At 63.0% G+C, this 25780-nt stretch carries 21 protein-coding genes and 5 tRNA genes; 1 reads left to right on the top strand and 25 read right to left on the bottom strand.

Annotated features, from left to right (window positions below; translation table 11 throughout):
• Positions 1–11 precede the first annotated feature (11 nt).
• Complete coding sequence (locus ACI48I_RS06960; protein ID WP_498573713.1) at positions 12–1682, top strand: DUF2334 domain-containing protein; 1671 nt, start codon at positions 12–14, stop codon at positions 1680–1682.
• Positions 1683–1699: 17 nt separating this feature from the next.
• Here the strand turns inward: ACI48I_RS06960 and ACI48I_RS06955 are convergent, their stop codons facing one another.
• The 25 genes from ACI48I_RS06955 to fabF form a co-directional block, all read right to left on the bottom strand.
• Positions 1700–1951, bottom strand: coding sequence for a hypothetical protein (locus ACI48I_RS06955; RefSeq protein WP_498573712.1), 252 nt, complete (start codon positions 1949–1951; stop codon positions 1700–1702).
• A gap of 196 nt (positions 1952–2147) precedes the next feature.
• Complete coding sequence (gene lldD, locus ACI48I_RS06950; RefSeq protein ID WP_193685190.1) at positions 2148–3281, bottom strand: FMN-dependent L-lactate dehydrogenase LldD; 1134 nt, start codon at positions 3279–3281, stop codon at positions 2148–2150.
• A gap of 225 nt (positions 3282–3506) precedes the next feature.
• Positions 3507–7331 (bottom strand): hybrid sensor histidine kinase/response regulator, encoded by a 3825-nt coding sequence (locus tag ACI48I_RS06945; RefSeq protein ID WP_498573711.1) that lies wholly within the window; start codon positions 7329–7331, stop codon positions 3507–3509.
• Complete coding sequence (locus ACI48I_RS06940) at positions 7328–9580, bottom strand: EAL domain-containing protein (protein ID WP_498573710.1); 2253 nt, start codon at positions 9578–9580, stop codon at positions 7328–7330. The genes ACI48I_RS06945 and ACI48I_RS06940 overlap by 4 nt, the downstream gene beginning before the upstream one ends.
• A gap of 196 nt (positions 9581–9776) precedes the next feature.
• Positions 9777–9850: transfer RNA gene (locus ACI48I_RS06935), tRNA-Cys, on the bottom strand.
• Positions 9851–9926: 76 nt separating this feature from the next.
• Positions 9927–10002 (bottom strand) — tRNA-Gly (locus tag ACI48I_RS06930).
• A 29-nt stretch (positions 10003–10031) separates the two neighbouring features.
• Positions 10032–10107, bottom strand: a tRNA-Gly gene (locus ACI48I_RS06925).
• Between the two features lie 40 nt (positions 10108–10147).
• A tRNA-Gly gene (locus ACI48I_RS06920) sits at positions 10148–10223 on the bottom strand.
• A gap of 85 nt (positions 10224–10308) precedes the next feature.
• A tRNA-Gly gene (locus ACI48I_RS06915) sits at positions 10309–10384 on the bottom strand.
• A gap of 88 nt (positions 10385–10472) precedes the next feature.
• A complete protein-coding gene (gene pgsA, locus ACI48I_RS06910) occupies positions 10473–11051 on the bottom strand; it encodes a CDP-diacylglycerol--glycerol-3-phosphate 3-phosphatidyltransferase (RefSeq protein WP_193685185.1) in 579 nt (192 codons plus the stop codon).
• A 213-nt stretch (positions 11052–11264) separates the two neighbouring features.
• The gene (gene uvrC / locus ACI48I_RS06905; RefSeq protein ID WP_193689002.1) at positions 11265–13157 is read right to left on the bottom strand and encodes an excinuclease ABC subunit UvrC; all 1893 of its coding nucleotides are present in this window, start codon (positions 13155–13157) and stop codon (positions 11265–11267) included.
• 214 nt (positions 13158–13371) lie between these two features.
• Entirely contained in the window at positions 13372–13788 is a 417-nt protein-coding gene (gene acpS, locus ACI48I_RS06900; protein ID WP_193685184.1) for a holo-ACP synthase, read from the bottom strand.
• 13 nt (positions 13789–13801) lie between these two features.
• Positions 13802–14572, bottom strand: coding sequence for a pyridoxine 5'-phosphate synthase (locus ACI48I_RS06895; RefSeq protein WP_498573709.1), 771 nt, complete (start codon positions 14570–14572; stop codon positions 13802–13804).
• 13 nt (positions 14573–14585) lie between these two features.
• Positions 14586–15386, bottom strand: a complete 801-nt coding sequence (recO, locus tag ACI48I_RS06890; RefSeq protein WP_498573708.1) for a DNA repair protein RecO — start codon at positions 15384–15386, stop codon at positions 14586–14588.
• Positions 15387–15411: 25 nt separating this feature from the next.
• Positions 15412–16428: a GTPase Era gene (gene era / locus ACI48I_RS06885; protein WP_193689001.1), complete on the bottom strand. Its 1017-nt coding sequence runs from the start codon at positions 16426–16428 to the stop codon at positions 15412–15414.
• Positions 16429–16439: 11 nt separating this feature from the next.
• Positions 16440–17213: a ribonuclease III gene (gene rnc, locus ACI48I_RS06880; protein ID WP_407943860.1), complete on the bottom strand. Its 774-nt coding sequence runs from the start codon at positions 17211–17213 to the stop codon at positions 16440–16442.
• A 184-nt stretch (positions 17214–17397) separates the two neighbouring features.
• Complete coding sequence (locus ACI48I_RS06875; RefSeq protein WP_498573707.1) at positions 17398–17805, bottom strand: DUF4845 domain-containing protein; 408 nt, start codon at positions 17803–17805, stop codon at positions 17398–17400.
• 27 nt (positions 17806–17832) lie between these two features.
• Positions 17833–18750 (bottom strand): signal peptidase I, encoded by a 918-nt coding sequence (gene lepB, locus ACI48I_RS06870; RefSeq protein WP_498573706.1) that lies wholly within the window; start codon positions 18748–18750, stop codon positions 17833–17835.
• Entirely contained in the window at positions 18747–20540 is a 1794-nt protein-coding gene (gene lepA / locus ACI48I_RS06865; protein WP_193685179.1) for a translation elongation factor 4, read from the bottom strand. The genes lepB and lepA overlap by 4 nt, the downstream gene beginning before the upstream one ends.
• A gap of 362 nt (positions 20541–20902) precedes the next feature.
• Positions 20903–21163, bottom strand: coding sequence for a glutaredoxin family protein (locus ACI48I_RS06860; RefSeq protein WP_193685178.1), 261 nt, complete (start codon positions 21161–21163; stop codon positions 20903–20905).
• A complete protein-coding gene (locus ACI48I_RS06855; protein ID WP_193685177.1) occupies positions 21163–22617 on the bottom strand; it encodes a DegQ family serine endoprotease in 1455 nt (484 codons plus the stop codon). The genes ACI48I_RS06860 and ACI48I_RS06855 overlap by 1 nt, the downstream gene beginning before the upstream one ends.
• A gap of 166 nt (positions 22618–22783) precedes the next feature.
• Positions 22784–23083, bottom strand: a complete 300-nt coding sequence (locus tag ACI48I_RS06850) for a sigma-E factor negative regulatory protein (RefSeq protein WP_498573705.1) — start codon at positions 23081–23083, stop codon at positions 22784–22786.
• Positions 23084–23189: 106 nt separating this feature from the next.
• Positions 23190–23792: an RNA polymerase sigma factor RpoE gene (rpoE, locus tag ACI48I_RS06845; RefSeq protein WP_193685175.1), complete on the bottom strand. Its 603-nt coding sequence runs from the start codon at positions 23790–23792 to the stop codon at positions 23190–23192.
• An 80-nt stretch (positions 23793–23872) separates the two neighbouring features.
• Positions 23873–24349 carry a protein YgfX gene (locus ACI48I_RS06840; protein WP_307727176.1) on the bottom strand — a complete coding sequence of 159 codons (477 nt, stop codon included), beginning with the start codon at positions 24347–24349 and terminating at the stop codon, positions 23873–23875.
• A gap of 178 nt (positions 24350–24527) precedes the next feature.
• A complete protein-coding gene (fabF, locus tag ACI48I_RS06835; RefSeq protein WP_193685173.1) occupies positions 24528–25775 on the bottom strand; it encodes a beta-ketoacyl-ACP synthase II in 1248 nt (415 codons plus the stop codon).
• Positions 25776–25780 lie beyond the last annotated feature (5 nt).

Below are 25780 nucleotides of genomic sequence, written 5' to 3'. Positions count from 1 at the left end.
GGAGACTTCTCATGAAAATCCGAGCAATTGTTTCTGGTGTTCTGGCGTCCGTGGGCATGCTGTCGGCAAGCGCGCCCATCCATGCGCAGACGCCCGCCCCGCGTGCCCTCATTCTCTACGATGCGCCCGACGGCCTGTACAAGAAATTCGGGCTGGCCACCTCGATCATGCTGCGCAATTTACTGGGGCACTTCGATACCACATCGATCACGATGCAGCCGGTTGAAACCTACGCCGCGGGAGCGATCGGCAACTACGATGTCGTGTTTTATCTTGGAACGTCCTATGACAACGGCGTCCCGACGGCATTCCTGGCCGACGTCGACAACAACCTGAAATCGACCGCGCCGAAGACCGTGGTCTGGTTCAAGTACAACCTCTGGAAACTCGCCTGGGACGGGAATTACACGTTTACCCAATCCACCGGTATCAGCTTCAACGGGCTGCAGGGGTTTAATTCGGTGCCCAGCAGCACCAATCAAAATCCAGGGTTTTACGACACCGTCAGCTACAAGGGCGAGTCGATGGTCAAGTACTACGCCTATGACGCCGCGACCGATACCGTGGCTGCCGATCCTGATATCGGCGCGACCTCCGTGGCGGCACCTGCCCAGTCGTTGGTAACAATCAGCAATAGCAAGAACAGCGCGGCGCCAGCCCTGCCCTACGTCGTCAAGGCCAACAAGTTCTGGTATTTCGCGGATGCGCCCTTGTCGTACATCGGCCCGCGCGACCGCTACCTTGCTTTTGCAGACCTGCTGCACGATATCCTGGAACAAAACCACCCCGTCCAGCATACGGCGCTGGTACGCCTGGAAGACGTCAGTGCCGACGTCACGACCTCGAGCATGAAGTCGCTGACCGACTATATGGTCAATCGCAACATACCCTTTGCTATCGCGGCAATTCCGCGTTACCGCGATCCGTATGGGGCCTATAACGGAGGCGTGCCGGAAGACGTTCCCCTGTCGATGGCGACCAACCTGAAAGCATCGTTGAACTATGCGCTCAAGCGCGGCGGACAAGTCCTGCAGCATGGCTGGACCCATCAGTCCGATGGCATGGTCAACAATATCAATGGCGTCAGTGGAGAAGACTACGAATTCTGGAACATGGTGGCGAATACGCCGCTTGCTGCCGAGAACGGGAAGCAGTCATGGTCCACCAAGCGCATGCAGAACGGACTGAACGAACTCAAGGGCGCAGGCTACATTCCGTTTGCCTGGGAGGCGCCCCACTATCAGTCCTCGCCACTGAGCATCAAATCGAACCTGGCCATTCCCGACTACAAAGGGAAAGTGTATGGACGGGTGGTCTACTATACGTCCGATACGCCTGACCTGAAGGGCAGCTCCGGGGTGTACGACTACGCACCCGGGCAGTTTTATCCTTACGTGATCAAGAAGGATTATTACGGCCAGTATGTCATTCCGGAAAATCTGGGCAATATCGAGCACAAGGCCGTCTGCAGCTATTGCTACGATTACCTGTCAACGGACCTGGTCCTGAATGCACGCTACGGGCTGACCGTCAGGGATGGATATGCCTCGTTCTTTTTCCACCCCTACCTGATCAATCCCGAAACGACCGCGCTCGGCATCAACGGCATGGCGGACTTCCGCGACACGATCCTGGGGATATCGAACCTTGGTTATACCTGGGGTTCGCCGAAGAACCAGTAGCGTGGCCCTTGCACGCCTCAGATAAAGGGCCAGCTCAGCTTGCGCTTGACGTGCAAGGCCACGCGCATCGCCACATAGGCGATCGCAAAGCCAAAGCACAGCAGGCTGCGCAGGTCCGTCATCGCGGCGAAGAAGACGCCGGCGACGGTGGACACCGCCACCAGTACCATCAGTGCCAGTTCGATGCTGAGGAAAAAGGTGGCGGCATCGCGCCAGACCCGCAGCGCGAGGGCGCGGGCTTCCTTGAGGGTGTGGATGTTGTGACCCATGGTCGTATTCGCAATCTTGAACAGAGCCGGAAATGCAAAATCGCCGGCTGGGCGGCGATTTTCAGTGCAGTCCGGAGGAGAGGACGGAAGCCGAATCCATCTGGATGGATTTTGCAGGCCGTATCTCATCAATAAAATCAACAGCTTGCATTGTAGCCTTCTTTTGGCCGGCCTGTGCGATGGGCCTGCCGAGGGTCTATCGGGCCAGCAACTGCTCCCCGATCTCGGCAACCGACTTCACGCCGGTCAGCACCATATTCGTGCGGATATCCTTCTCCATGATCGCCAGCAGCTTCTCGACCCCAGCCTGTCCCCCGGTCGCCAGTGCGTAGACGAAGGCGCGCCCGATCAGCACACCGTCGGCGCCCAGCGCCAGCATGCGGAACACGTCGGTGCCGGTGCGGATCCCGCCATCGGCCAGGATCGTCATCCGGCCCCCGACCGCGGCGGCGATCGACGGCAGCACCTCGGCCGTCGACATGGCCCCGTCCAGCTGGCGGCCGCCGTGGTTCGACACGACGATGCCGTCGGCCCCGAACGCGAGCGCATCACGCGCGTCGTCAGGGTCGAGGATGCCCTTGATGATCATCTTCCCTTTCCACTCGTCGCGGATCCATTGCAGATCCTTCCACGCGATCTCGGGATCGAAGTTCGCGCCCAGCCAGCCGATGTAGTCGGCCAGGCCGGTCGCATGGCCGCGGTAGGCCGAGATGTTCCCCAGGTCGTGCGGCCGGCCGAAGACGCCCACGTCCAGCGCCCACTTCGGATGCAGCATCGACTGCAGGACGCGCCGCAGCGGTCCATACGGGCCGCTCATGCCGCTATGGGCGTCGCGGTAGCGCGCGCCGGGAACCGGCATGTCGACCGTGAACACGAGGTTCTTCGCCCCCAGCTCCCAGGCGCGGCGCATCACGTCGCGCATGAAGGCGCGGTCCTTGAGCACGTACAGCTGGAACCAGATCGGATGCGAGGCCTGGGCCGCGACCTCCGACAGCGGGCAGACGGAGACGGTCGACTGGATGAAGGGGATATTCGCGCGGCAGGCGGCGCGCACCGCCTGGACCTCGCCGCGGCGCGCGTACATGCCGGCCAGGCCGATCGGCGCCAGCGCGATCGGCAAGCCGTAGCGCTCACCGAAGAGTTCGACGCCGAGGTCGAGCTGCTCGGCGCCGCGCAACACGCGCTGGCGCAGCTTGACCGCCTGCAGGTCGCTGACGTTATTGCGCAGCGTCTGCTCGGCACCGGCGCCGCCATCGAGGTAGTGGAACAGGAATGGCGGCAGCTTGCGGCGGGCGGCTTCGCGGAAATCGGTGGCGGAAGAAATAATCATGAATGGCGCGTGGTGTGATCGATCCGTGAGTAGAAAACAGCCGCCCGGCGTATTGACGCGCGCGCGAACGCTCGAGCGACTGGGTGAATGGCTGGGCCAACACGCCTGATGTTGACATCATCCGGGACAAAAATGAATACTTGGAAAGAAAAAATATGCCATCCCGTCCCTGCGGCTGGAATTTTCGCTCCCACCGCAGGACCTGGCCTGCCCGCCGCCAGGCTTTCATCGGTCCCCTGCCGCCAGCCAGACGCACAACTGGGTCAGCAACTGTCGTGTGTCGACCGGTTTCGACGCGTAATCGGACGCGCCCGCCGCCAGGCACTTGGTACGGTCCTCGGACATCGCCTTGGCGGTCAGCGCGATGATGGGCAGCTTGGCGAAACGGGTATCGGCGCGGATCCTGCGCATGGTCTCGTAACCGTCCATGTCGGGCATCATGATGTCCATGAGCACGATATCAATGTCACCGCGCGTTCCGAGCTGTTTGATCGCCTCCGCGCCGTTTTCGACGGCAATGACGTTCATGCTGTAGTTTTCGAGCAGTCCGGTCAGAGCGAATAAATTGCGCGCATCATCGTCAGCGATGAGAACGCACTTTCCATGAAGCACTTCGCATCCCGCATCATCGACCTGCGTCGTCGTCGCCGTCGCGGACGCGCGCGGCTGCGGGGATGCCGGCATGCGACTCTTCACCCGCTGCAAGAAAGAGGCCAATTCTTCCTCCTGGTCGGCGAGCAGCTGTCCGCCCTCGCCCACCACCGCCGCGTCCAGGAGCCTGACCTTCTCGAGTGTCGCGGGATCGAGTGCACGCTCGGAATACAGCACAGCCGGGATCGCGGCAAGCCCGGAGTCGCTGCGGATCTGCTGGAGCAAGGTCAGGCCATCCTGGCCCGGAAGATCCAGTTCCACCACCACCCCTTGATACGCCCGGTTGCGCAGGGCCGCCAGCGCCTCGGCGGCGCTCGATACTGCGTCGAATGCGCGATCCGGACCTGCCAGCGCGGCCATGATGGCGTCGCGCTTGACCAGGTCGTTCTCGATCAGCAACAGCACGTGCAGGGGGCGCTCCATCGCCGCGGTCAGCTCGGTAAATACTTCCGCCAGGGTCGCAAGATCGGCCGGTTTGGTGGTATAGCTGGCCACCCCGTGGCGGGCGCCCCGCTGGGGCCGGTCGCGGACCGAGATGACGTGCACGGCGATGTCGCTCGTGAGCGGATCGGCCTTGAGGCGATCCGCGATATCCCATCCATCCACGTCGGGCAGTTCCAGGTCGAGCGTGATGGCGTCCGGCCGGTCGCGCCTGGCGAGCTGGAAACCTTCCTCGCCGGCGGACGCCACCAGCGTGTCGAAACCGCGGTCGTGCGCCATGTCTTGCAGCGTGCGAGCGAACACCGGGTCGTCTTCGATAATCAGCAGCAGGGGATGGCCATTGGGCGCCGCGCGCGGCGTGGCATGCACTGCCGGCGCCGCGGAGGCGATGGCGTCCGGCTGCGGCCGGGCGCGTACGCCTGCCAGCTGTTGCGGCAGATAGAAGGTGAAGGTGCTGCCGACGCCCTCCTCGCTCTCGACGTCGAGCTCGCCGTCCAGCAGGCGGGCAATTTCCCGGCTGATTGCCAGCCCCAGGCCGGTGCCGCCATAACGCCGCGACGTGCCGGCATCGGCCTGCTGGAATGCCTCGAAGATCAGCCGCATTTTATCGGCCGCGATGCCGATGCCACTGTCGCGCACGCTGAAGGCGATGACCAGCGGCGCGTGCGCAAGGCCGGGGTTGGCGGGGTTCCAGCCCTCGCGGGCCACGCGCGCCGACAAGCTGACGCTGCCCTTGCTGGTGAACTTGACCGCGTTCGACAGCAGGTTGGTCAGCACCTGCTTGAGGCGCTGGCCGTCGGTGCGCAGGATCGGCGGCAAGGTGCTCGCAAAATCGATGGTGAATGCCAGCCCCTTGGCTTCGGTCTGGTAGCGGAACCCCTTGTCGAGGTCGCTGACCAGCTTGTTCAGGTCGACATCGCCGATCTCGAGCGTGGCGCTGCCCGCTTCGATCTTCGACAGGTCGAGAATATCGTTGATCAAGTGGAGCAGGTCATTGCCGGCAGCGTGCATTACGCGCACCATTTCGACCTGCTTCTCGGTCAGGTTGTGGTCGCGGTTCTGGCGCAGCTGTTCGGCCAGCAGCAGCAAGCTGTTGAGCGGCGAGCGCAACTCATGTGACATATTGGCGAGAAATTCGGACTTGTATTTCGACGTCAGTGCGAGTTGCTCCGCCTTTTCCTGCAGGCTGATGCGGGCATCCTCGATTTCGCGATTCTTGCCTTCCACTTCGGCATTCTGCTCGGCCAGTTGGCGCGCCTTGCGCTCCAGTTCGGCATTAGCCTCCCGCAGCGTGGCCTGCTGCGACTTGAATTCGCCTTCCAGCTGCTGCGCCTGCTGCCGCAACAGCATCTCGGTGCCGGAGGCAGTTTCGATCGAATTGAACACGATGCCGAGGCCTTCGGCCAGTTGGTCGAGGAAGTTCAGGTGGATCGCCTGGAAGGTCTCGAACGCGGCCAGTTCGATCACCGCCTTGACCTGGTCCTCGAACAGGATCGGCAGCACGACAATGTTGCGCGGACTGGCCTGGCCGAGGCCGGAAACGATCTGGACATAGTCCGCCGGCACGCTGGTGATCAGCAGGCGCTGCTTTTCGAACGCCGCCTGGCCCACCAACCCCTCGCCGATGCGCCACTCATGCGACAGGTTCTTGCGCTCCTGGTAGCCGTAGCTGGCGGTCAGCGCCAGGCGCGCAGTGCTCTCCCCGGCCTGCTCCTTGCGCGCCGCTTGCATCAGGTACAGGACTGCGTGCTGCGACCCTACCAGCGGCGCCAGTTCGGACAACAGCATGCGTGCGACCGTCACGATGTCGCGCTGTCCCTGCAGCATGCGTGTCAGCCGCGCCAGGTTGGTCTTGAGCCAGTCCTGTTCGGTATTGCGCTCGGTGGTTTGCTTCAGGTTGAGGATCATCTGGTTCAGGTTGTCCTTCAGGTCGGCCACCTCGCCGCGCGCGGCGACCTGGATGGAGCGGCCCAGGTCGCCCTTGGTCACCGCCGTCGCGACCTCGCCGATCGCCCGCACTTGGGTCGACAGATTGGCCGCCAGCTGGTTGACGTTGTCGATCAGGTCTTTCCAGCTGCCGGCCGCGCTCGGCACGACCGCCTGACCGCCGAGCCGCCCCTCCACCCCGACCTCGCGCGCGACGCGCGTCACTTCGCCGCAGAAACTGTTGAGCTGGTCGACCATCAGGTTGATGGTTTCCTTCAGCCGCAGGATTTCGCCCTTGACGTCGACCGTGATCTTGCGCGACAGGTCGCCCTCGGCGACCGCGGTGGTCACTTCGGCGATGTTGCGTACCTGGCCGGTGAGGTTGCTCGCCATCAGGTTGACGTTGTCCGTCAGTTCTTTCCAGACGCCCGAGGCGCCGATGACCCTGGCCTGCCCGCCCAGCTTGCCTTCGGTGCCGACCTCGCGCGCCACCCGCGTCACCTCGCTCGAAAAACTGTTGAGCTGGTCGAGCATCGTGTTGATGGTGCGCGCATTCTTCAGGAACTCTCCCTTCAGGGCGCGCCCGTCGATTTCAAGCAGCGTGCTTTCGGTGAGCGTGCCGCGCGCCACCGCACCGATCACCCGCCCCACTTCGCGCACCGGCTGGACCAGGTTGTCGATCATGGAATTGATCGCGTTCAGTTTCACGCCCCAGGCGCCATCGGTCCGGTCGAGCTTCATGCGTTCGCCGAGCTTGCCGTCGGTGCCGACCGCGAACGAGACCTGTTCGACGCCCCTTGCGAATTTCTCGTGGATGATGGCGATGTCGTTGACGGTGTCGGCGATCTTGCCATCGATGCCGGTCCAGTCGTGTGGCAGGCGGGTGCCGAAATCGCCGTCGCGCACCCCGACCAGGGCCTGCAACAGCATCGACTGCCTGCCCTGCCCATCGCCAAGGTGCTCATACCCCCCCTGGTCGTGCGCGCGGCGGCTGTGCGCGCGCCGTTCCGGAATTGCCAGTTCTTGATTCATGGCGGTGCCCCTGTCGAAGTCTGCGGCAGGCTGAACGGTCCGCGCCTGAGCATTGCCAGCGCATCCTCGTCCGACACCGCCGCACTGAAATAATTGCCCTGAAACTCATCGCACCCATGCGCAGTCAGGAACGCTATCTGGGCCTCAGTCTCCACCCCTTCCGCGATCACGGTCAGGTTCAGCACGTGCGCGAGGGTGATGATGGCGACCACGATCGCTGCATCGCTGGGATCGGTGGCGATGTCGCGAACGAAGGAAGTGTCGATCTTGAGCTTGTCGATCGGGAAGCGTTTCAGGTAAGCCAGTGACGAATAGCCGGTGCCGAAGTCGTCGATCGAGATCGTCATGCCCATCGCGTGAATGTCGTTCAGGATGTCGATCGTATGCAGCGCGTCGGTCATGACGCCCGTTTCCGTCAGTTCGACCTCGAGCAAGGATGGCTCGATGCCGGCCGCCCGTGCCGCCGCTTCGAGCCGGTTGGCGATATCCTCCCTGCGAAACTGCAGTGCCGACACATTGACGGCAATCGGAATGTTGTCGATGCCCTGCGTCCGCCAACCCTGCAGCACGCTGGCGGTCTGCTCGATCGCGAAAGTGCCGATCGGCTCGATCCGGCCGCTTTCTTCGGCGATCGGGATGAATACGCTCGGTGCTATCCAGTCGCCTTCGTCCTGGGGCCAGCGGATCAGCGCTTCGAAGCTGGAGATTGCGCCCGTCCTTGCATTCACCTTGGGCTGATAGTGCATGATGAACTCGCCGGCGCCGATGGCGCGCTGAAGGGCGACGCCCAGGGCGAGTTTGCGGCTGGCCGCTTCCTGCATCTGCGCGGTGAAAAACGAATAGCGGCCGCCGCCACCTTGCTTGGCGTGGGACATCGCAATATCGGCGTTGCGCAGCAAGGTATCGGGATCGTGTCCGTCGTCCGGGAAAATGGCGACGCCGATGCTGGGAAAGATATGCAGTTCGCTGCCTTCGATCTGGCAAGCGGCGGAAACGGTGGCAATGATTTTTTCGGCCACCACTGCCGCGCCCTCTACCTGATGCAGCCCGACAAGCATCACGACGAATTTGTCCCCGGCCACGCGCGCAACCGTGTCGCCGTCGCGCACGCAGGCAATCAGGCGCTCGGCCACGTCCTGCAATACCCGGTCGCCGGCGGCATGGCCGAGCAAATCGTTGACCTCCTTGAAGCGGTCGAGATCGATGAACAGGATCCCAACCTGCGGATGCAACTGCTCGCGATGGGCGGTCGCCTGGCCCATGCGATCCATCAGCAGCAGGCGGTTGGGCAATCCGGTAAGGTCGTCATGGAAGGACTGGTGCAGGACATAGGCCTCCATCTCCTTGCGCTCGGTAATGTCGCGTGACACGACGACCAGTTGCGCGACCGCGCCCGATGCACCCCGGATGGAGTTCACGTCCGACTCGAAGTAATGTTCGGCGCGACCGAGTACGCGGTATTGCAAACGCAGGTTGCGGGCACTGGCGGCCGCGCTTGACAGCCCGGCCTTGACGCGTTCGCGATCATCGGCGTGCACGATATCGATATACCGCGTGCCTGGCTGGACCGCGTCGCCGAATTCGCTCTGACAACTCGGGCTCGCGTATTGCCACATGCCGGCACTGTCAAGCAGGGCGACGTAATCGCCCGCATGCTCGGCGATCAGGCGATCCGTCTCGGCGCAGGGGACGAGACTTTCGGGCTGCGGATGCATGCGCCCTTCGGTGCGCCGCGCGTTGTCCAGGCCGATGGCATGTTCGAATTCCTGTGCGAACGCCTGGCTGCGGGGTTGTCGATCCATGTCGGCCTGGCGCTGCAGCCGGCGGGCGGGGGCACTATCGATAAAGGCCTGTACTTTCGCCTTGAGCGCTTCCGGCGCGACAGGCATGAACAGGTAATCGGATGCGCCGATCTCGTACCCTTTCGCGCGGTCGAGATCCGTCGCCCGATGCGAGGTCAGGAAGATGATCGGGATGTCGCGCGAGCGCGGCCGCGAGCGAATCAGGCGGGCCGTGTCAAAGCCGTCGAGGCCGGCCATCTTGACGTCCATGAGGATCAGGCAGAAATCCTGCTTCAGGAGCCGCAGCAAGGCTTGCTCGCCCGAGCCGGCGGTGACGATGGCGGCTTCGAGGTCGCTGAGCACGGCCCGTAACGCGAACAATGCTCCGGGATCGTCGTTGACGACCAGGACGGCGACTTCGTCCTGGAGCGCCCCATCCGCGCCAGGACTGGATTCAACAATGCTCATTGTGCGGACTTGGCCGAATACGCGGCATGAGGGCCGCCACGCCGCTACTGATTCATGACCTTTTGGATTCTAGCGCAGTTAACTTCAAAATTCAGCGGGCCACGAACACCCGTACCAGCCGCCTCCGCTTGCACGACTTGCCGCGGATCGGCCAAAAAAATAGCCCACTCATCGGTGGGCTAGTTCTTGTTTATTCTGGAGGCGAGGACGGGAGTCGAACCCGTCTAGACGGCTTTGCAGGCCGCTGCATAACCGCTTTGCTACCTCGCCAGAGGATATGGTACTGCTGTTGACCTGGCCGGTTATGTGCCAACTCAACAGGAGAAGAAGGTCTTCTCTACATTCTTGGAGCGGGAGAAGAGTCTCGAACTCTCGACCTCAACCTTGGCAAGGTTGCGCTCTACCAACTGAGCTACTCCCGCTTAGGAGTTACTGCTAACCACACGCTTTTTGGAGCGGGAGAAGAGTCTCGAACTCTCGACCTCAACCTTGGCAAGGTTGCGCTCTACCAACTGAGCTACTCCCGCATGGAGTGTGTTTCTTTACCTGCTTACTGCTGCTCCGGAGTGGAGCGGGAGAAGAGTCTCGAACTCTCGACCTCAACCTTGGCAAGGTTGCGCTCTACCAACTGAGCTACTCCCGCATTCTGGAAACATCGATTATCTCAGAATTAGTGGCAATTTCCAAGACAACCCTTACTGCTTGCTACTGTCGACTGCTGCAAACTTTGGAGCGGGAGAAGAGTCTCGAACTCTCGACCTCAACCTTGGCAAGGTTGCGCTCTACCAACTGAGCTACTCCCGCTTTGTCTGTCGTTTGCTGCGATGTCGTCACAACAGGCAAGCATTATAGATGATCTGATCCGTACGTCAAGGATGACAGAGAAGTAATCTTACAGATTCCCGCCTTTTTCCTTAATCACCGGCCACGCTTTGCGCAGATAGTAGAACATCGACCACACCGTGAGGACGCCGGCGACCCATAACAGGATCTCGCCCCAGAAGTGAACGTCGATCCCGAACAGGGTGTCGTGGAACAGGAGCGCCGGGATCGCCACCATCTGGGCCGCGGTCTTCACCTTCCCCAGCGAACTCACGGCGACGGACTTGCGGGCGCCGATTTCGGCCATCCATTCGCGCAGGGCCGAGATCGTGATTTCGCGGCCGATGATGACGAAGGCGATGATCGCGTTCACGCGGTCGAGCTGGACCAGCACCAGCAGCGCCCCGGCCACCATCAATTTGTCCGCGACCGGATCGAGGAAGGCGCCGAAGGCCGAGGTTTCGTTCCAGCGGCGTGCCAGGAAGCCGTCGAACCAGTCGGTGATCGCGGCCACGATGAAGACCAGGGTGGCAGCCAGGTTGCGGTCGGCGACCGGCAGCCAGTGCGTGGGGAGGTAGTAGACGCCGACAACGAGGGGAATGAGTGCTACACGTAACCAGGTCAGGAGAATCGGGATGTTGAAAGGCATAAGGGCGTGATCTGGCTTACCGTTGAAAAATGCGTGCGCCGCTAGTCTACATGGGTATTGCTTTTTAAACCAGTTGAGCTCGGCAGGGGCGAGGAGATGCGGTGGCGGGATGCAGGCACCGTAACGCGTGGAGTCGGGACTCCACGCGTTTGCAGCGTCGGCACAGAGTTGGCGATGACCTCCGCCCGATGCAAGCGTGAAGGGCATGAGCCTTCAATGCAACTGCCGATAAATCTCTTCCGCCAGCGCGGTCGAGATGCCCTCGACCTGGCACAGGTCTTCGACGCTGGCGTCGACCACGCCGCGCAGGCCGCCGAAGCGGGCCAGCAGGCGCTGGCGGCGCTTGGCGCCGATGCCTTCGATTTCCTCGAGACGCGAAGCCTGGCGCGTCTTGGCACGCTTGGCGCGCATGCCGGTAATGGCGAAACGGTGCGCCTCGTCGCGGATCAGGGCGACCAGCATCAGGGCGGCCGACTCCTTGCCCAGCTCCTGGGGTGCGCGGCCGTCGGCGAAGATCAACGTTTCCAGGCCGACCCGCCGGCCTTCCCCCTTCGCCACGCCGACGATCAGGCCGATGTCCAGGCCCAGTTCGGACAATACCTGGCGCGCCATCTCGACCTGGCCCTTGCCGCCGTCGACCAGCACGACGTCGGGCATCACGCCGTCGCCGCTCGCCACTTTTTCGTAGCGGCGCATCAGCACCTGCCGCATTGCCGCATAGTCGTCGCCCGGCGTGATGCCGTTGATGTTGTAGCGCCGGTATTCGCCGTTCTGCATCGCGTGGTGGTGGAACACCACGCAGGATGCCTGGGTCGCCTCCCCTGCCGTGTGGCTGATGTCAAAGCATTCGATGCGCAAGGTGTCGAGATCGGTCGCGTCCAGCGACAAGGCCTCGGCCAGTGCGCGCGTGCGCGACTGTTGCGACCCTTGTTCAGACAGCAGGCGGGCCAGCGAGATCTCGGCGCCCTTTTGAGCAAGCTCAAGCCACTGGCGGCGCTGGCCCTGCGGCTGGAAGATCAGGTTGATGCGGTGACCACACTGCTCGATCAGCGCCACCATCAGTTCCGGCTGGTCGAACTCGATGTTCAGGATCAGGGTGCCCGGGATGAATTTGTCCGTGTAGTGCTGGACCAGGAAGGCGGCCAGCACTTCGCATTCGATCGACAGCTCGGCGATCGCCTCGCCGACCTGGGTCGGGAAATAGGCGCGGTCGCCCAGGTGGCGTCCGCCGCGCACCATGGCGAGATTGACGCAGGCGCGCCCGCCCTGCACCACCACGGCGATGACGTCGACGTCGGCGTCGCCCGTCGTTTCCATGCTCTGCTGGTGCAGCACGCGCGAGAGCGACTGGATCTGGTTGCGCACGCCGGCCGCCTGCTCGAACATCAGTTTTTCGGCGAAGCCGTGCATTTTGCCCTGCAGGTCTTCCATGACCTCGGTCTGGCGCCCGCGCAGGAACTTCGCGGCGTTCTCGACATCTACCTTGTAGGCTTCCTTGTCGATGAGGTTGACGCAGGGCCCGCTGCAGCGGCCGATCTGGTGCAGCAGGCAGGGACGCGTGCGGTTGGCGAACACGCTGTCCTCGCAGGTGCGCAGCATGAACACCTTCTGCAGGATCTGCATGGATTCCTTGACCGCCCAGGCGCTTGGGAAAGGGCCGAAATACTGGTTCTTCTTGTCCAGGGCGCCGCGGTAATACGCCATGCGCGGGAAATCGCCGCCCGTGATCTTCAAATAGGGATAGGACTTGTCGTCGCGGAACAGGATGTTGTAGCGCGGCTTCAAAGCCTTGATCAGGTTGTTTTCCAGGATCAGGGCTTCGGCTTCGCTGTGCGTGACCGTCGTTTCCAAATGGGCGATCTGGGACACCATCATCGCGATGCGCGGGCTCGACAGGTTCTTCTGGAAATAACTCGACACGCGGTTCTTCAGGTTGCGGGCCTTGCCGACGTAGAGCACGTTCTGGTTGGCGTCGAAATAGCGGTAGACACCAGGCAGGCCGGGCAGCTTGGCAACGGTCGCCAGCACCTGCTCGCGCGCCGACAGGCTGGGCTGCACGGGGTCAAGGGCGTCGCCCTTGAGGGTCGCCGTCAGCTCTTCCTTCATTACCTGCCAGGCGTCGGGACGGGCGCGCGGGGCGGAGCCCTCGGCTCGCTTGCCTCTGGCGGGCTTGCCCTCGACGGGATGCGGCGCAGGCATGGCGGCCCCGCCCGCGGCCGCATAGGCGATCGGCGCTTCCGCCACCTCATGGGCAGGCTTGTTGTCTGGCGCCGGGTCCTCCGGCAACTCGTTCGAATCCACTTCCTGGGTCACTGGCGTATCACTTATCTGATGACGATGGCGCGGCGTCCTGCGTTACGATCACGAAGGCAACACCGTAATCAGCCTCGTCGCTGATCGTTACCTGCGCGCTCAGGCGGTGCTCGCGCATGAATTCCTCGAGCGCGCCGCTGCAGACGATCATCGGCTTGCCGCTCGGGGCGTTGAGCATTTGCGCCGAGCGCCAGGTCATGGGCATGCGCATGCCCAGGCCGATCGCCTTCGAGAACGCTTCCTTGGCCGAAAAGCGCGTGGCCAGGAAACGCAGGCCGCGCACTTCGCTGCGCGCGCGCCGCGCATGGTATTTCTCGAGTTCCTGTGGCCCGAGGATTTTTTCCGCGAAACGTGGGCCGCTGCGCGCGAGCGCGGCCTCGACACGCGAGATCTGGACGATGTCGGTGCCGATGCCATAAATCATGTCAACCCCTCGCTCACTGTGCCCCCAGCGTCACGCCCACGCGCGCGGCAACCATGATCGCCTTCATTTCGCGCACGGCGTTTTCCCAGCCGGCGAACAAGGCGTGGGCCACGATCGCGTGGCCGATGTTCAGTTCGGCGATGTCGCGGATCGCGGCAACCGGCTGCACGTTGGTGTAGTGCAGGCCATGGCCGGCGTTCACGACCAGGCTGTGCTTCACGCCGGCTGCCACGCCGGCCTTGATGCGCTCCAGTTCGTGCAGCGCCTCGGAAGCTTCCGCCTCGGCATAGCGCCCGGTGTGCAGCTCGATCACGGTGGCGCCGGTGCGGGCCGCGGCTTCGATCTGCTGTTCGTCGGCATCGATGAAGAGCGAGACGCGGATGCCCTCGCCTTTCAGCTGCTTCACCGCCGTCTCGACTTCCTTGAAATAGCGGATGACGTCGAGGCCGCCTTCGGTCGTGACTTCCTCGCGCCGCTCCGGCACCAGGCAGACGTCCTGTGGACGCACCTGGCAGGCGAAGTCGATCATCTCCTGCGTGACCGCCGCTTCCAGGTTCATGCGGGTGGCCAGCTGCGGGCGCATCGCCAGCACGTCGGCGTCCTTGATGTGGCGCCGGTCTTCGCGCAGGTGCAGCGTGATCAGGTCGGCGCCGGCCTGCTCGGCCAATAAGGCGGCGCGCAGCGGGTCCGGATAGACGGTGCCGCGCGCGTTACGCACGGTGGCGATGTGGTCGATGTTGACGCCCAGGTCGATGACCGGGCCGACGGGTTGCAGGAAGCTCATGGTTGTTTAGGTTTTATAACTGCATCAAATCGATCAAAATCTGCCGCGTATTCAAGGGCACCCCGCCCAGGTGGTGCGCCAGCAGGAAGCGCATCAATTGCTTGCTCTGCGCCTGCGTCGCCGGATCGGCGTAATCCTCGCGCTCCATGTCGAGCAGGGTCTTGCCGGAAACAACCGGCCAGACATCGGACACGCGCGCTTCGCGGGCGCCACGCTCGGGATCGACCACGTAATCGAGCGCGGCGTCGACCGTCTCGCGCGTCGTCGTCGAGCGTTTCAGGTCGGCCGCGACGCCCGTTTCCTTAAGTAAGGCCCGTTCGAACTTTCGCAAGGCAATTTGTGCGGGCTCGTCGTGCGCCAGCTCGTTCAGCGTCGAAATGTAGTGGTCGAACAGCGCCCGGTGCGGATCATCGCGCGCCAGCAATTTCACCAGCAATTCGTTCAGGTAGAAGCCGCACAGCAAGGCGGTGCGTTCGATGGGCAGCATGCCGCCGACCCATTCGGCGTCGATCAGGGTGCGCAGTTCGGACTTGCCGCTCCAGGACACCGACAAGGGCTGGAAAGTCTGCAGCACCCCGCGCAGTTTGGAGAGCGGCCGCTTCGCGCCCTTCGCCACGACTGCAACGCGCCCATGGTCGCGTGTAAACAGGTCGACGATGAGGCTCGTTTCCTTGTAGGGATAGCTGTGCAGCACGAATGCAGGCTGGCCGTTGACACGGACCTGGCTGAGGGGCGCGCGGCTGCGCCGGGGCACGGGCGCAGAGCCCTCGGCCGCCGTCTTGTCGGGATCGAGAGGAGTGTCGAGGCTCGTCATGCGGTGGGGGAAGTCCTCCGGGGGCTTACTCGTAGCCGTAGGCGCGCAGGCCCGCTTCGTTGTCGGCCCAGCCGGACTTGACCTTGACCCAGATCTCCAGGTACACGGGGCCGCCGAACAGCTTTTCCATGTCGAGGCGCGACTGAGTCGAGATTTCCTTCAGGCGCGCACCCTTGTTACCGATGATCATCGATTTGTGGGTATCGCGCTCGACCAGGATGGCGGCGAAGATGCGGCGCAGATTCCCTTCCTGCAGGAATTGCTCGATGATCACCGTGCTCGTGTAAGGCAGCTCGTCGCCCAGCAGGCGGAACACTTTCTCGCGCACGATCTCGGCCGCAAGGAATTTCTCGCTGCGGTCGGTGATGTCGTCCGGGCCGAACACGGGCGGATTTTCGGGCAGGTGGCTGCGGATCTCGCGTTCGAGCGAATCGATCTGGAAGCGCAACTTGGCCGACACCGGCACGATGGCCGTGAAGTCGCGCAGGGACGCGACCTTCTGCGCGAAGGGCATCAGGGTCGCCTTGTCCTTCATGTGGTCCGACTTGTTGATGACCAGGATCACGGGCACGTTCTTCGGCAGCAGGTCCAGCACTTGCTGGTCGGCCGGGCCGAAGCTGCCGGCCTCGATCACGAACAGGACGACGTCCGAGGCGGTCAGCGTGTTCGAGACAGTTTTATTGAGCGTTTTGTTCAGTGCATTCGCATGACGGGTCTGGAAGCCGGGCGTATCGACATAGATAAACTGGGCGTCGTCATGGGTCTGGATGCCGGTGATGCGGTGGCGCGTGGTTTGCGCCTTGCGCGAGGTGATCGACACCTTGGCGCCGATCAACTGGTTCATCAGCGTCGACTTGCCCACGTTCGGGCGGCCGACGATGGCGATGTAGCCGCAGCGGAACCCTTGCGGCGAGGCGCCGCCGCTGGCGTCCTTGCGGTCGGCAAAGAAGGCGTTCAGGTCGGCGCCCTGCTCTTCACCTGCGTCGTTCTGGGGAAGGTCCTGGCCGGGCGTGTTGTCGGGGGTGTGGTCTTCGGTATTCATACTGAGCTTCTTCATGCCTGTTTGGTCGGAACGGCGAGTGGCGCGTCTGCGGCCTCGTCGCCCTGGATGGTGGCGATGCCGGCCAGCTTGAGCTGGGCGGCACGCGGCTTGGCCTTGCGGCCGGCGGCCGGGGTCTTGCGCAGCGCCTGTTCGGCTGTTTCCAGCGCCAGGCGCGCGGCGGCCTGTTCGCCGGCGCGGCGGCTGCCGCCGCGGCCGAAGACCTGGATGCCGAGTTTCGGTACCAGGCATTCGATTTCGAATTCCTGGCTGTGGGCGGCGCCATGGGTGGCGATCACGTTATAGGTAGGCAAGGAAATCTTGCGGCTTTGCAGGAATTCCTGCAGCAGCGTCTTGGCATCCTTGCCGAGGGTGCGCGGGTCGACCGTGTCGAGCAAGGGAATGTAGAAAGCACGGATGACGTCGCGCGCGGCATCGAAACCGGCGTCGAGGAAGATGGCGCCGAGCAGGGCCTCGAGCGTGTCGGCCAGGATAGAGGGACGGCGGAAGCCGCCCGATTTCAGCTCGCCTTCGCCCAGGCGCAGGAATTGCGACAGTTCAAGCCTGGTCGCGATTTCGAAGAGCGACTGCTGCTTGACGAGATTGGCGCGCAGGCGCGACAGGTCGCCCTCGTCGAGGTGGCTGAAGCGTTCGTACAGGATCGAGGCCACGACGCAGTTCAGGATCGAGTCGCCCAGGAATTCGAGGCGTTCGTTATGCAGGCTGCTATGGCTACGATGTGTCAGGGCCTGCTGCAAGAGGCCAGCATCCCGGAACGTATAAGCCAAGCGTGTTTGCAATAACTGAAGATTCATTGTCGATGTATTGTAGTACGGCCGCAGCGAAGGCGGCGCTTCCTGCTCGGTTGGGCGGCGCCGGACGGCGCGCGCCATGGTGGTTCGCCTGCGCAGGCCGTGGCCGCGGGGGCCGCCCTGCCCGGCTCGTGTCGAACCGTCGCGGCCGGATGGCGGATCAGTTCGCGCCGTCCGCTTTCGCCGCGACGACGCCGCTCGGGTCGGTCGTGCCATCGTAATCGATGACAAGGGTGGCGCGTTCGGTCAGGGGAATGCGTTTTTCGTAGGCGAAGCTGATTTGCGGACTGCCGCCTTCGTTACTGATGACGAGGTCGCGGCCGCGAATCGCTTCGACGTTGTTGACTTCGGCAGACTTGTCGAACGCTTGCCGCATCTCGGACACGCTGCCGCCGGCAGCCTTGGCGCGCGCCATGGCGTCGCGGACGGCGCGGAATTCGAGATAGGACGGGACGATCTTGATCGCCAGCAGGGCGAACACGCCCAGCACCATCAACACCAGGATCAGCCCGGTGAGCGACATTCCCTGCTGCCTGTTCAGCGCCACCTGTTTGCGGTCGTGCATCATTGCTCCTTGCCGAGATCGAACACAGCCTTATTTAATACCGCCGATGCGCTTCGGATCGCCGAAGTTCATCCAGACCAGGAAGGCCTTGCCGACGATATTCTTGTCGGGGACAAAACCCCAGTACCGGCTGTCCGCGCTGTTGTCGCGGTTGTCGCCCATCATGAAGTAGTTGCCTGCCGGTACGGTACAGGTAAATTTATCATACGAATAGTCGCAGGCATCGCGGTGCGGGAAGTTCTCCACGCCGTCGAGGTTGAAGGAGCGTGCCGGATCCGTGTTCAGGATGCGGTGTTCCATGCCCGGCAGTTTTTCCACGAACTGCTTGTGGTAGACCGGCCGTTCGTCGTCCAGGTATTCGTCGAGCGGGGTGTACTGCACCGGCACGCCGTTCACGGTCAGGCGCTTGTTTTCGTAGGTGATCTTGTCGCCCGGCACACCGATGACGCGCTTGATGTAGTCCTGGCTCATGTCCTTCGGATACTTGAAGACCATCACGTCGCCGCGCTGCGGATCGTTGATCTCGATGATCTTCTTGTTGACGATCGGCAGACGGATGCCGTAGGTGTACTTGTTCACGAGGATCAGGTCGCCGACCAGCAGGGTCGGCACCATCGAGCTCGACGGGATCTTGAACGGTTCCCACAGGAAGGAACGCAGGAAGAACACCAGCGCGATCACCGGGAAAAAGCTGCCCGAGTACTCGACCCAGGTCGGCTGGCGCAGGTGCGCCGCCTCGATTGCCGCGCGGTTGCCGTTGTTGTCGACCTTGATGCCGTCCGCAATCAGCTTGGCCGTGCGGGCATCGTATTCGGCCAGCGCGGCGTCCGCGGCGGCCCGGCGTTGCCTGGCCAGGACGAAGACGTCCAGGAACCAGACGACGCCCGTGACCACCATGAGTACGAACAGAATAAGCGCAAAATTCCCCAGGATTGGTTGCAGGTTCATTTATCTTCCACTTGAAGGATGGCGAGGAAGGCTTCCTGTGGAATCTCCACCGAACCAACCTGTTTCATGCGTTTTTTACCGGCTTTTTGTTTCTCAAGCAGTTTCTTCTTGCGGCTGATGTCGCCGCCGTAGCACTTCGCCAGCACGTTCTTGCGCAGCGCCTTGACGTTTTCGCGCGAGATGATGGTGGCGCCGATCGCCGCCTGGATGGCCACGTCGAACATCTGGCGCGGGATCAGTTCGCGCATTTTCGCTGCTACCTGACGCCCGCGGTACGGCGCGTTGGCGCGGTGCACGATGATCGCCAGCGCATCGACCTTTTCGCTGTTGATCAGCATGTCGACCTTCACCACGTCGGCCGAGCGGTATTCCTTGAACTCGTAGTCCATCGAGGCATAGCCGCGCGAGGTCGACTTCAGGCGGTCGAAGAAGTCGAGCACGATTTCCGCCATCGGGATTTCGTAGTGCAGTTTCACCTGGCGGCCGTGGTAGGCCATGTCCATCTGGATGCCGCGCTTGCCGTTACAGAGCGTCATCACCGAGCCGACATATTCCTGCGGCATGTAAAGGTTGACGTCGACGATCGGCTCGCGCACTTCGTTGATCTTCGATGGTTCCGGCATCTTCGACGGGTTGTCGACGCGAATAACCGTTCCGTCGCGCATCTCGACCTCGTAGACCACGGTCGGGGCCGTCGTGATCAGGTCCATGTCGAATTCGCGCTCGAGGCGTTCCTGCACGATTTCCATGTGCAGCAGGCCCAGGAAGCCGCAGCGGAAGCCGAAGCCCAGCGCCTGCGACACTTCCGGCTCGTACATCAGCGCGGCGTCGTTCAGCTTCAGCTTTTCCAGCGAGTCGCGCAGCGCGTCGTACTGGTTCGCTTCCACCGGGAACAGGCCGGCGAAGACCTGCGGTTGCACTTCCTTGAAGCCCGGCAGCGGGCTTGAGGCCGGACGGTTCGCCAGGGTCACGGTGTCGCCCACTTTGGCGGCGGTCAGTTCCTTGATGCCGGCGATGATGAAGCCGACCTGGCCCGCTTTCAGTTCCGGCAGCGAGACCGAGCGCGGCGTGAAGACGCCGATGTTCTCGACCAGGTTCACCGACTCGGTCGCCATCAGGAGGATCTTGTCCTTCGGACGCAGGGTGCCGTTGACGACGCGCACCAGCATCACGACGCCGACGTAGGGGTCGTACCAGGAGTCGACGATCAGGGCCTGCAGCGGTGCGTCCGGGTCGCCCTTCGGCGGCGGGACTTTCGCGATCAGGGTTTCCAGCACGTCTTCCACGCCGAGGCCGGTCTTGGCCGAGCACACGGTCGCGTCGGACGCGTCGATGCCGATCACGTCCTCGATTTCCTTCTTGGCGTTCTCGGGATCGGCGTGCGGCAGGTCGATCTTGTTCAGGATCGGCACGACTTCCACGCCGAGGTCCAGTGCGGTGTAGCAGTTGGCGACCGTCTGCGCTTCCACGCCTTGCGAAGCGTCGACGACGAGCAGCGCGCCTTCGCAGGCGGACAGCGAGCGCGAGACTTCATAGCTGAAGTCGACGTGGCCCGGGGTATCGATCAGGTTCAGGTTGTAGACCTGGCCGTCGCGCGCCTTGTATTGCAGGGCAGCGGTCTGCGCCTTGATGGTAATGCCGCGCTCGCGCTCCAGGTCCATCGAGTCGAGCACCTGCGCGTCCATTTCGCGGTCCGACAGGCCGCCGCACAGCTGGATGATGCGGTCGGCCAGGGTCGATTTGCCGTGGTCGATGTGGGCGATGATGGAGAAGTTACGTATGTTGTTCATTAACAAAGCTCAAAACCAAAAAGGGGCGAAGCCGCCGACAGGCTGCCGGGCGGCGCCGCGAACTGCCGGCGCAATACGAAAAAGGCGCTTCGTGTGGGGCTGGTTCTCCCCAGGCGAGCGCCTTATCTCAACGTGTAAGCCTGTGTGCGAGGGACAAAAGCTTTTCCAAGCCAGGCATTTTACCGGATTTCAGGGTAGAAAGCCCGGTTTCTGTGGGAGGGCCGCTGGGGAGTCTTTGTGACCAGTAAGGTCGGCGCACCGCAGGGTGGGCTCTGCCCACGCGGTCGAACTCGTGCATACCGCCCCAGCTTGCGGGAAACGGTGCGGTTTGCATGCCGTGTTCCGCGTGGGCGGAGCCCACCCTACGAAGCCCGCACCAGCTCGCGGTCGAGATAGCGCCGTACCGCCTCGGCATCGAGAAAATAGTGACACAGCTCAGGCTCATCGAGCCGCCCATACAGCACCGGCACCAGCTCGTCGAAACGCTCCACCAGCGCCGGGTCGGCATCGACATCGATGACGTCGACCTCGAAGGCCTGCCCCGCCGGCGCCATGGCCTGCAGGGCGTTCAGCATATCCTCGCAAAGATGGCAGTAGCTGCGCGAATAGAGAGTAAAGCGCATCACTTGACCGGCTTGATGACGAGGTATTGCGTCACGTTCTCGCGCCGCACCAGCACCGCCACGCTCTTCTTCGGATCGAGCTTGCCGGCCAGCGCGTTGAACTGGGCCGCGTCCTTGATCTCGACATTGTTCATCTGCAGGATCAGGTCGCCCTCGCGCACGCCCGCCGCGGCCGCCCTGCCCTCGGCGCTGTCGACCACGACGCCGCCCTCGAGGCGCAGGCCGCGGCGCTGTTCGGCATTCAGGTTCGACACATGCAGGCCGAGCGCATTCGGCGCTGCGCCCGGCGCCGGCTTGTTCGGTTGCGGCTTGGGGGCGACCGCCTTTTCGTCTTCCAGCGCGACGATCGTCACCGGCACATCGATCTGCTGGCCGCGCCGCCAGACGGTGACCGTCGCGCGCGCGCCGACCTTGGTCGCGCCGACCAGGCGCGGCAGGTCGCGCGTGGTCTCGATCGCCTGGCCGTTGAACTTCAGGATGATGTCGCCGACCTTGATGCCGCCCTTTTCGGCCGGGCCGCCCGCTTCGACCATCGACACTTCGGCCCCGCGCGCCTTGCCCAGGCCCAGCGACTCGGCGACGTCGCGCGTGACTTCGCTGATCTGCACGCCCAGGCGGCCACGGGTGACGGTGCCGGTCTTCTTGAGCTGCTCGGCCACGCGCATGACCTCGTCGATCGGCACGGCGAAGGAAATGCCGTTGTAGGCGCCGGAAAGCGTGGCGATCTGCGAGTTGATGCCGATAACTTCGCCGCGCATGTTGATCAAGGGGCCGCCCGAATTGCCGGGATTGACGGCGACGTCGCTTTGAATGAGCGGCAGGTATTCGCCGGTGTCGCGCGACTTGGCCGAGATGATGCCGGCCGTCACCGTGTTATCGAGATTGAATGGCGAACCGATGGCGATCACCCACTCGCCGACCCGGATCTTGCTCGAGTCGCCGGTGCGCAGGTAAGGCAGATTGGTCGCGCTGACCTTCAGCAGGGCGACGTCGGAGCGCTTGTCCGAGCCCAGCACCTTGGCCTTGAATTCGCGGCGGTCGGTCAGCGTGACGGTCACTTCGTCGGCACCCTCGACCACGTGGGCATTGGTCAGCACATAGCCGTCGTCGGAAATAATGAAGCCGGAGCCGACGCCGCGCTGCACTTCTTCTTCCTGCTGCGGCTGCTGCTGGGGGGAGCGGCGGCGCGGAATCGGCTGGCCGAAGAAGCGGCGCAGGAATTCCTGCATTTCCTCTTCGCCCGGTCCGCCCTGCCCCATCCGTACACGCTCGGTGGTGCGGATGTTCACGACCGCGGGACCTGCCTTGTCGATCAGGTCGGAAAAGTCGGGCAGGCCCGTCACCACCGGGACCGGCACGGGAGCGGCGGCGCTAGCGGCAGTGGAAACGGAAAAGCCGGCGCACGCCAACAGCAGGGCCGACACGACTACGTTGGCAATTTTTTTGCTTGTCATGGAAGTCACGGTTGAGGACGGGGGAATTGACGTTATGGTAAGCCAAAAACCACCGTCTTGTCGCGCATCCGGCGGACGGGTGCGCGGCGCAGCCGCGGAAAAGGAGGCAAGGACCGCGCAGCGATCGTGGCGACGATCGCCGGCCGGCTTGCCGCAGAGGCAGGTGTCAGGACGAGGGTGTGGAGGCCGCCAGCACGCCAGGCTTGGCAAGCTCGGCCTCGACGAGGGGGCGGCGCGGATGCAGCGGCTCGGCCGCCAGGCGCGCGCTGAGGCGTGCCGCGAAGCCGGGCGAGAGATCGGCAGACTCTCCCGTGCGCAACACATCGCCGATCAGGTGATACACTTCCCACGCTGCCATTCCATCGGCCGTGCGCAGGGCTGCGCAGGCCAGTTCGTGGTCGTCTTTCGGCAATGCATCGTCGCTCAGGGCGGAGATACGTTCGCGGTTTTTTTTGTTCGTGTCCATCGGTCGTTCCAGTAGCTGTTGATCCAAAAAGTGGTCCAGTTTTCAGGGAGGCGAGCGATCCATCTGCTTTGACCTTCCGCCCTCCTTGTTGTTGCGATAACGCTAGCTACCGACGTTTGTCAGCCGGAAAATCGAGCAAAGGCTTCAATTTTTCGGCGATGACTTCGCGCGCGCGAAAGATCCTGCTGCGCACGGTTCCAATTGGACACGCCATCACTTCGGAGATTTCTTCGTAGCTCAAACCCTCAATTTCGCGCAAGACAATTGCTGTCCGCAGTTCCAGCGGGAGCGCTTCCATTGCCGCATTGACCGTGTAGGCGATCTGCTTACTCGCTAACACTGATTCCGGTGTATTAATGTCTCGCAAGCTATCCGCATCGTCAAACGCTTCAGCGCGTTCCGTATCTGCCTCGGTCGAGGTCGGTGCGCGCCGGCCCTGTGTGACGAGATAATTCTTTGCCGTGTTGATGCCGATCCGATACAACCAGGTATAAAACGCGGACTCGCCGCGGAAATGGCGCAAGGCGCGAAAGGCCTTGATGAAGGTTTCCTGCACCACGTCCTCGGCTTCGGCAGGGTCGTGCACGAGGCGCGACACCAGCCGCATCAGCCTACGCTGATACTTCGCCACCAGCAAGTCGAACGCCTGCCTGTCGCCGGCCTGGACGCGTTCGACCAGCAGTTGATCACCCTCGCGTTCTGTCGTCACTGACCGTGTCCCGTTGGGGCCTGCGCCGACGGGAGAATCGTATCTCCTCCCTGTCTAAGAGTTGGCCCGCTGCAATAAGTTCAAAGTATTTCGGATGTCGTTGCCGCTCGCCCGGGGTGCCTGCCCAGCGTGCCGATCACCACGCGTAGCGCCCGGTAGTCGGATGGCGGCAGGCTGTCGCGCAGCACCGGGACGAGGTGCCTGGTACCGGCCTCGTCGGCCAGATGCAGCAGCAGCATCGAAGGCCAGACCAGGCTTGCGGGCAACAGTGTGACCACCCGTCCGTCGGAGGCCGGCGGTTCGGCTCCCATCTCCTGTTGTACCGTCAGGCGGATGGTGCCGGTTCCAGATACATCAATCCGGTGCGTCTTTGTCGTGCTCGCCCATCGGTGCAGCAAACTGAGCGCTGCAAGCAGGAAAAAAGCGACGCAAAAAGGGGCGCCGGCTAAGCGGCCCGGCAACACCATGCCGACGAGAGTGGCGGCGCATAGCTGCGCCAGCGCGAACAGCAGGAGGCCTGCGCGCAAACGGCGTGACGGCGCAACACGTGCGGACACGGCAAGGGACACGATATGAAGGGAAAGTGAAACGGAACGCCTGCCGCGCGCGGGGTGCGGCAGGGTCAGGCGTCCAATACCTTAGACAGGACCGGGCGCAGCAGGTTCAGACATAAGCTGCAAAAAAACAAATCGACACCACTCGGGTGTCGATCTGTCTTGTTCACATGCTCGAACTTCAGACCTTGGCGAAGACGAGGGTACCGTTGGTACCGCCGAAGCCGAACGAGTTCTTCACGGCATAGTCGATCTGCATGTCGCGGGCGGTGTTCGCCACGAAGTCGAGATCGCAGGCCGGATCCTGGTTGAACAGGTTGATCGTCGGCGGCGAGACCTGGTTGTGGATCGCCAGCACCGTGAACACCGACTCGAGGCCGCCAGCGCCGCCCAGCAGGTGGCCGGTCATCGACTTGGTCGAGTTGACCACCAGCTTGTGGGCATGGTCGCCGAAGGTACGCTTGATCCCCTGCACTTCAGCCAGGTCGCCCAGCGGCGTCGAGGTGCCATGCGCATTGACGTAGTGCACCTGGTCGGCATTGATGCCGGCATTGGCCATGGCGGAGACCATGCACCGGCTCGCGCCGCTGCCGTCTTCCATCGGCGCCGTGATGTGGTGGGCGTCCGCGCTCATGCCAAAGCCCAGCAGCTCGGCGTAGATCTTCGCGCCGCGTGCCTTCGCATGTTCGTACTCTTCCAGCACCATGACACCGGCGCCCTCGCCCAGCACGAAGCCGTCGCGGTCGCGGTCCCAAGGACGCGAAGCCGTGGCCGGATCCTCGTTGCGCGAGGACAGCGCGCGTGCCGAGGCGAAACCGCCCAGGCCCAGCGGCGAGATGGTCGACTCGGCACCGCCGGCGATCATCACGTCGGCGTCGCCGTATTCGATCAGGCGGCCAGCCGCGCCGATGCAATGCAGGCCGGTGGTGCAGGCCGTGACGATGGCCAGGTTCGGACCGCGCAACCCGAATTTGATCGAGAGGTCGCCCGAGATCATGTTGATGATCGAAGCAGGCACGAAGAACGGCGAAATGCGGCGCGGGCCGCGCTTGTCGTATTCGTCCTTCTGCTCTTCGATGCGCGGCAAGCCGCCGATGCCCGAACCGACGATCACGCCGATACGGTCTGCATTCTCTTCGGTGACTTCAATCCCGGAATCCTGCAGCGCCTCGATACCCGCTGCCATGCCGAAATGGATAAACGTATCCATGTTGCGGGCTTCCTTGGCGGGGATGACATCCTCGATATTGAAGCCTTTGACTTCGCCGGCAAAGCGGGTCGAAAACGGCGTTGCATCGAACCTGGTGATGTTGGCAATGCCCGACTTGCCAGCCAGCGCTGCGCTCCACGCATCGGCAATGTTATTGCCGATAGGTGAAACGCAGCCCAGGCCGGTAATGACAACGCGGCGGTTGCGTGAACGGCTCAAGCGAT

The organism is Massilia sp. LXY-5 (assembly GCF_059801075.1).
Note: the sequence above shows the minus strand (reverse complement) of the source record. Positions and strands in the feature narration are given on the sequence as shown.

Bases quoted from the DNA above. Each gene is read 5' to 3' on its own strand.
- pgsA (WP_193685185.1), bottom strand. From the start codon at position 11,051: ATGCCTTTCAACATCCCGATTCTCCTGACCTGGTTACGTGTAGCACTC.
- ACI48I_RS06855 (WP_193685177.1), bottom strand. From the start codon at position 22,617: ATGACAAGCAAAAAAATTGCCAACGTAGTCGTGTCGGCCCTGCTGTTG.
- lepA (WP_193685179.1), bottom strand. From the start codon at position 20,540: ATGAACAACATACGTAACTTCTCCATCATCGCCCACATCGACCACGGC.
- ACI48I_RS06850 (WP_498573705.1), bottom strand. From the start codon at position 23,083: ATGGACACGAACAAAAAAAACCGCGAACGTATCTCCGCCCTGAGCGAC.
- ACI48I_RS06945 (WP_498573711.1), bottom strand. From the start codon at position 7,331: ATGAATCAAGAACTGGCAATTCCGGAACGGCGCGCGCACAGCCGCCGC.
- lepB (WP_498573706.1), bottom strand. From the start codon at position 18,750: ATGAACCTGCAACCAATCCTGGGGAATTTTGCGCTTATTCTGTTCGTA.
- recO (WP_498573708.1), bottom strand. From the start codon at position 15,386: ATGACGAGCCTCGACACTCCTCTCGATCCCGACAAGACGGCGGCCGAG.
- acpS (WP_193685184.1), bottom strand. From the start codon at position 13,788: ATGATTTATGGCATCGGCACCGACATCGTCCAGATCTCGCGTGTCGAG.
- ACI48I_RS06955 (WP_498573712.1), bottom strand. From the start codon at position 1,951: ATGGGTCACAACATCCACACCCTCAAGGAAGCCCGCGCCCTCGCGCTG.
- era (WP_193689001.1), bottom strand. From the start codon at position 16,428: ATGAATACCGAAGACCACACCCCCGACAACACGCCCGGCCAGGACCTT.
- ACI48I_RS06860 (WP_193685178.1), bottom strand. From the start codon at position 21,163: ATGCGCTTTACTCTCTATTCGCGCAGCTACTGCCATCTTTGCGAGGAT.
- lldD (WP_193685190.1), bottom strand. From the start codon at position 3,281: ATGATTATTTCTTCCGCCACCGATTTCCGCGAAGCCGCCCGCCGCAAG.
- ACI48I_RS06875 (WP_498573707.1), bottom strand. From the start codon at position 17,805: ATGATGCACGACCGCAAACAGGTGGCGCTGAACAGGCAGCAGGGAATG.
- ACI48I_RS06895 (WP_498573709.1), bottom strand. From the start codon at position 14,572: ATGAGCTTCCTGCAACCCGTCGGCCCGGTCATCGACCTGGGCGTCAAC.
- ACI48I_RS06960 (WP_498573713.1), top strand. From the start codon at position 12: ATGAAAATCCGAGCAATTGTTTCTGGTGTTCTGGCGTCCGTGGGCATG.
- ACI48I_RS06940 (WP_498573710.1), bottom strand. From the start codon at position 9,580: ATGAGCATTGTTGAATCCAGTCCTGGCGCGGATGGGGCGCTCCAGGAC.
- uvrC (WP_193689002.1), bottom strand. From the start codon at position 13,157: ATGAAGGAAGAGCTGACGGCGACCCTCAAGGGCGACGCCCTTGACCCC.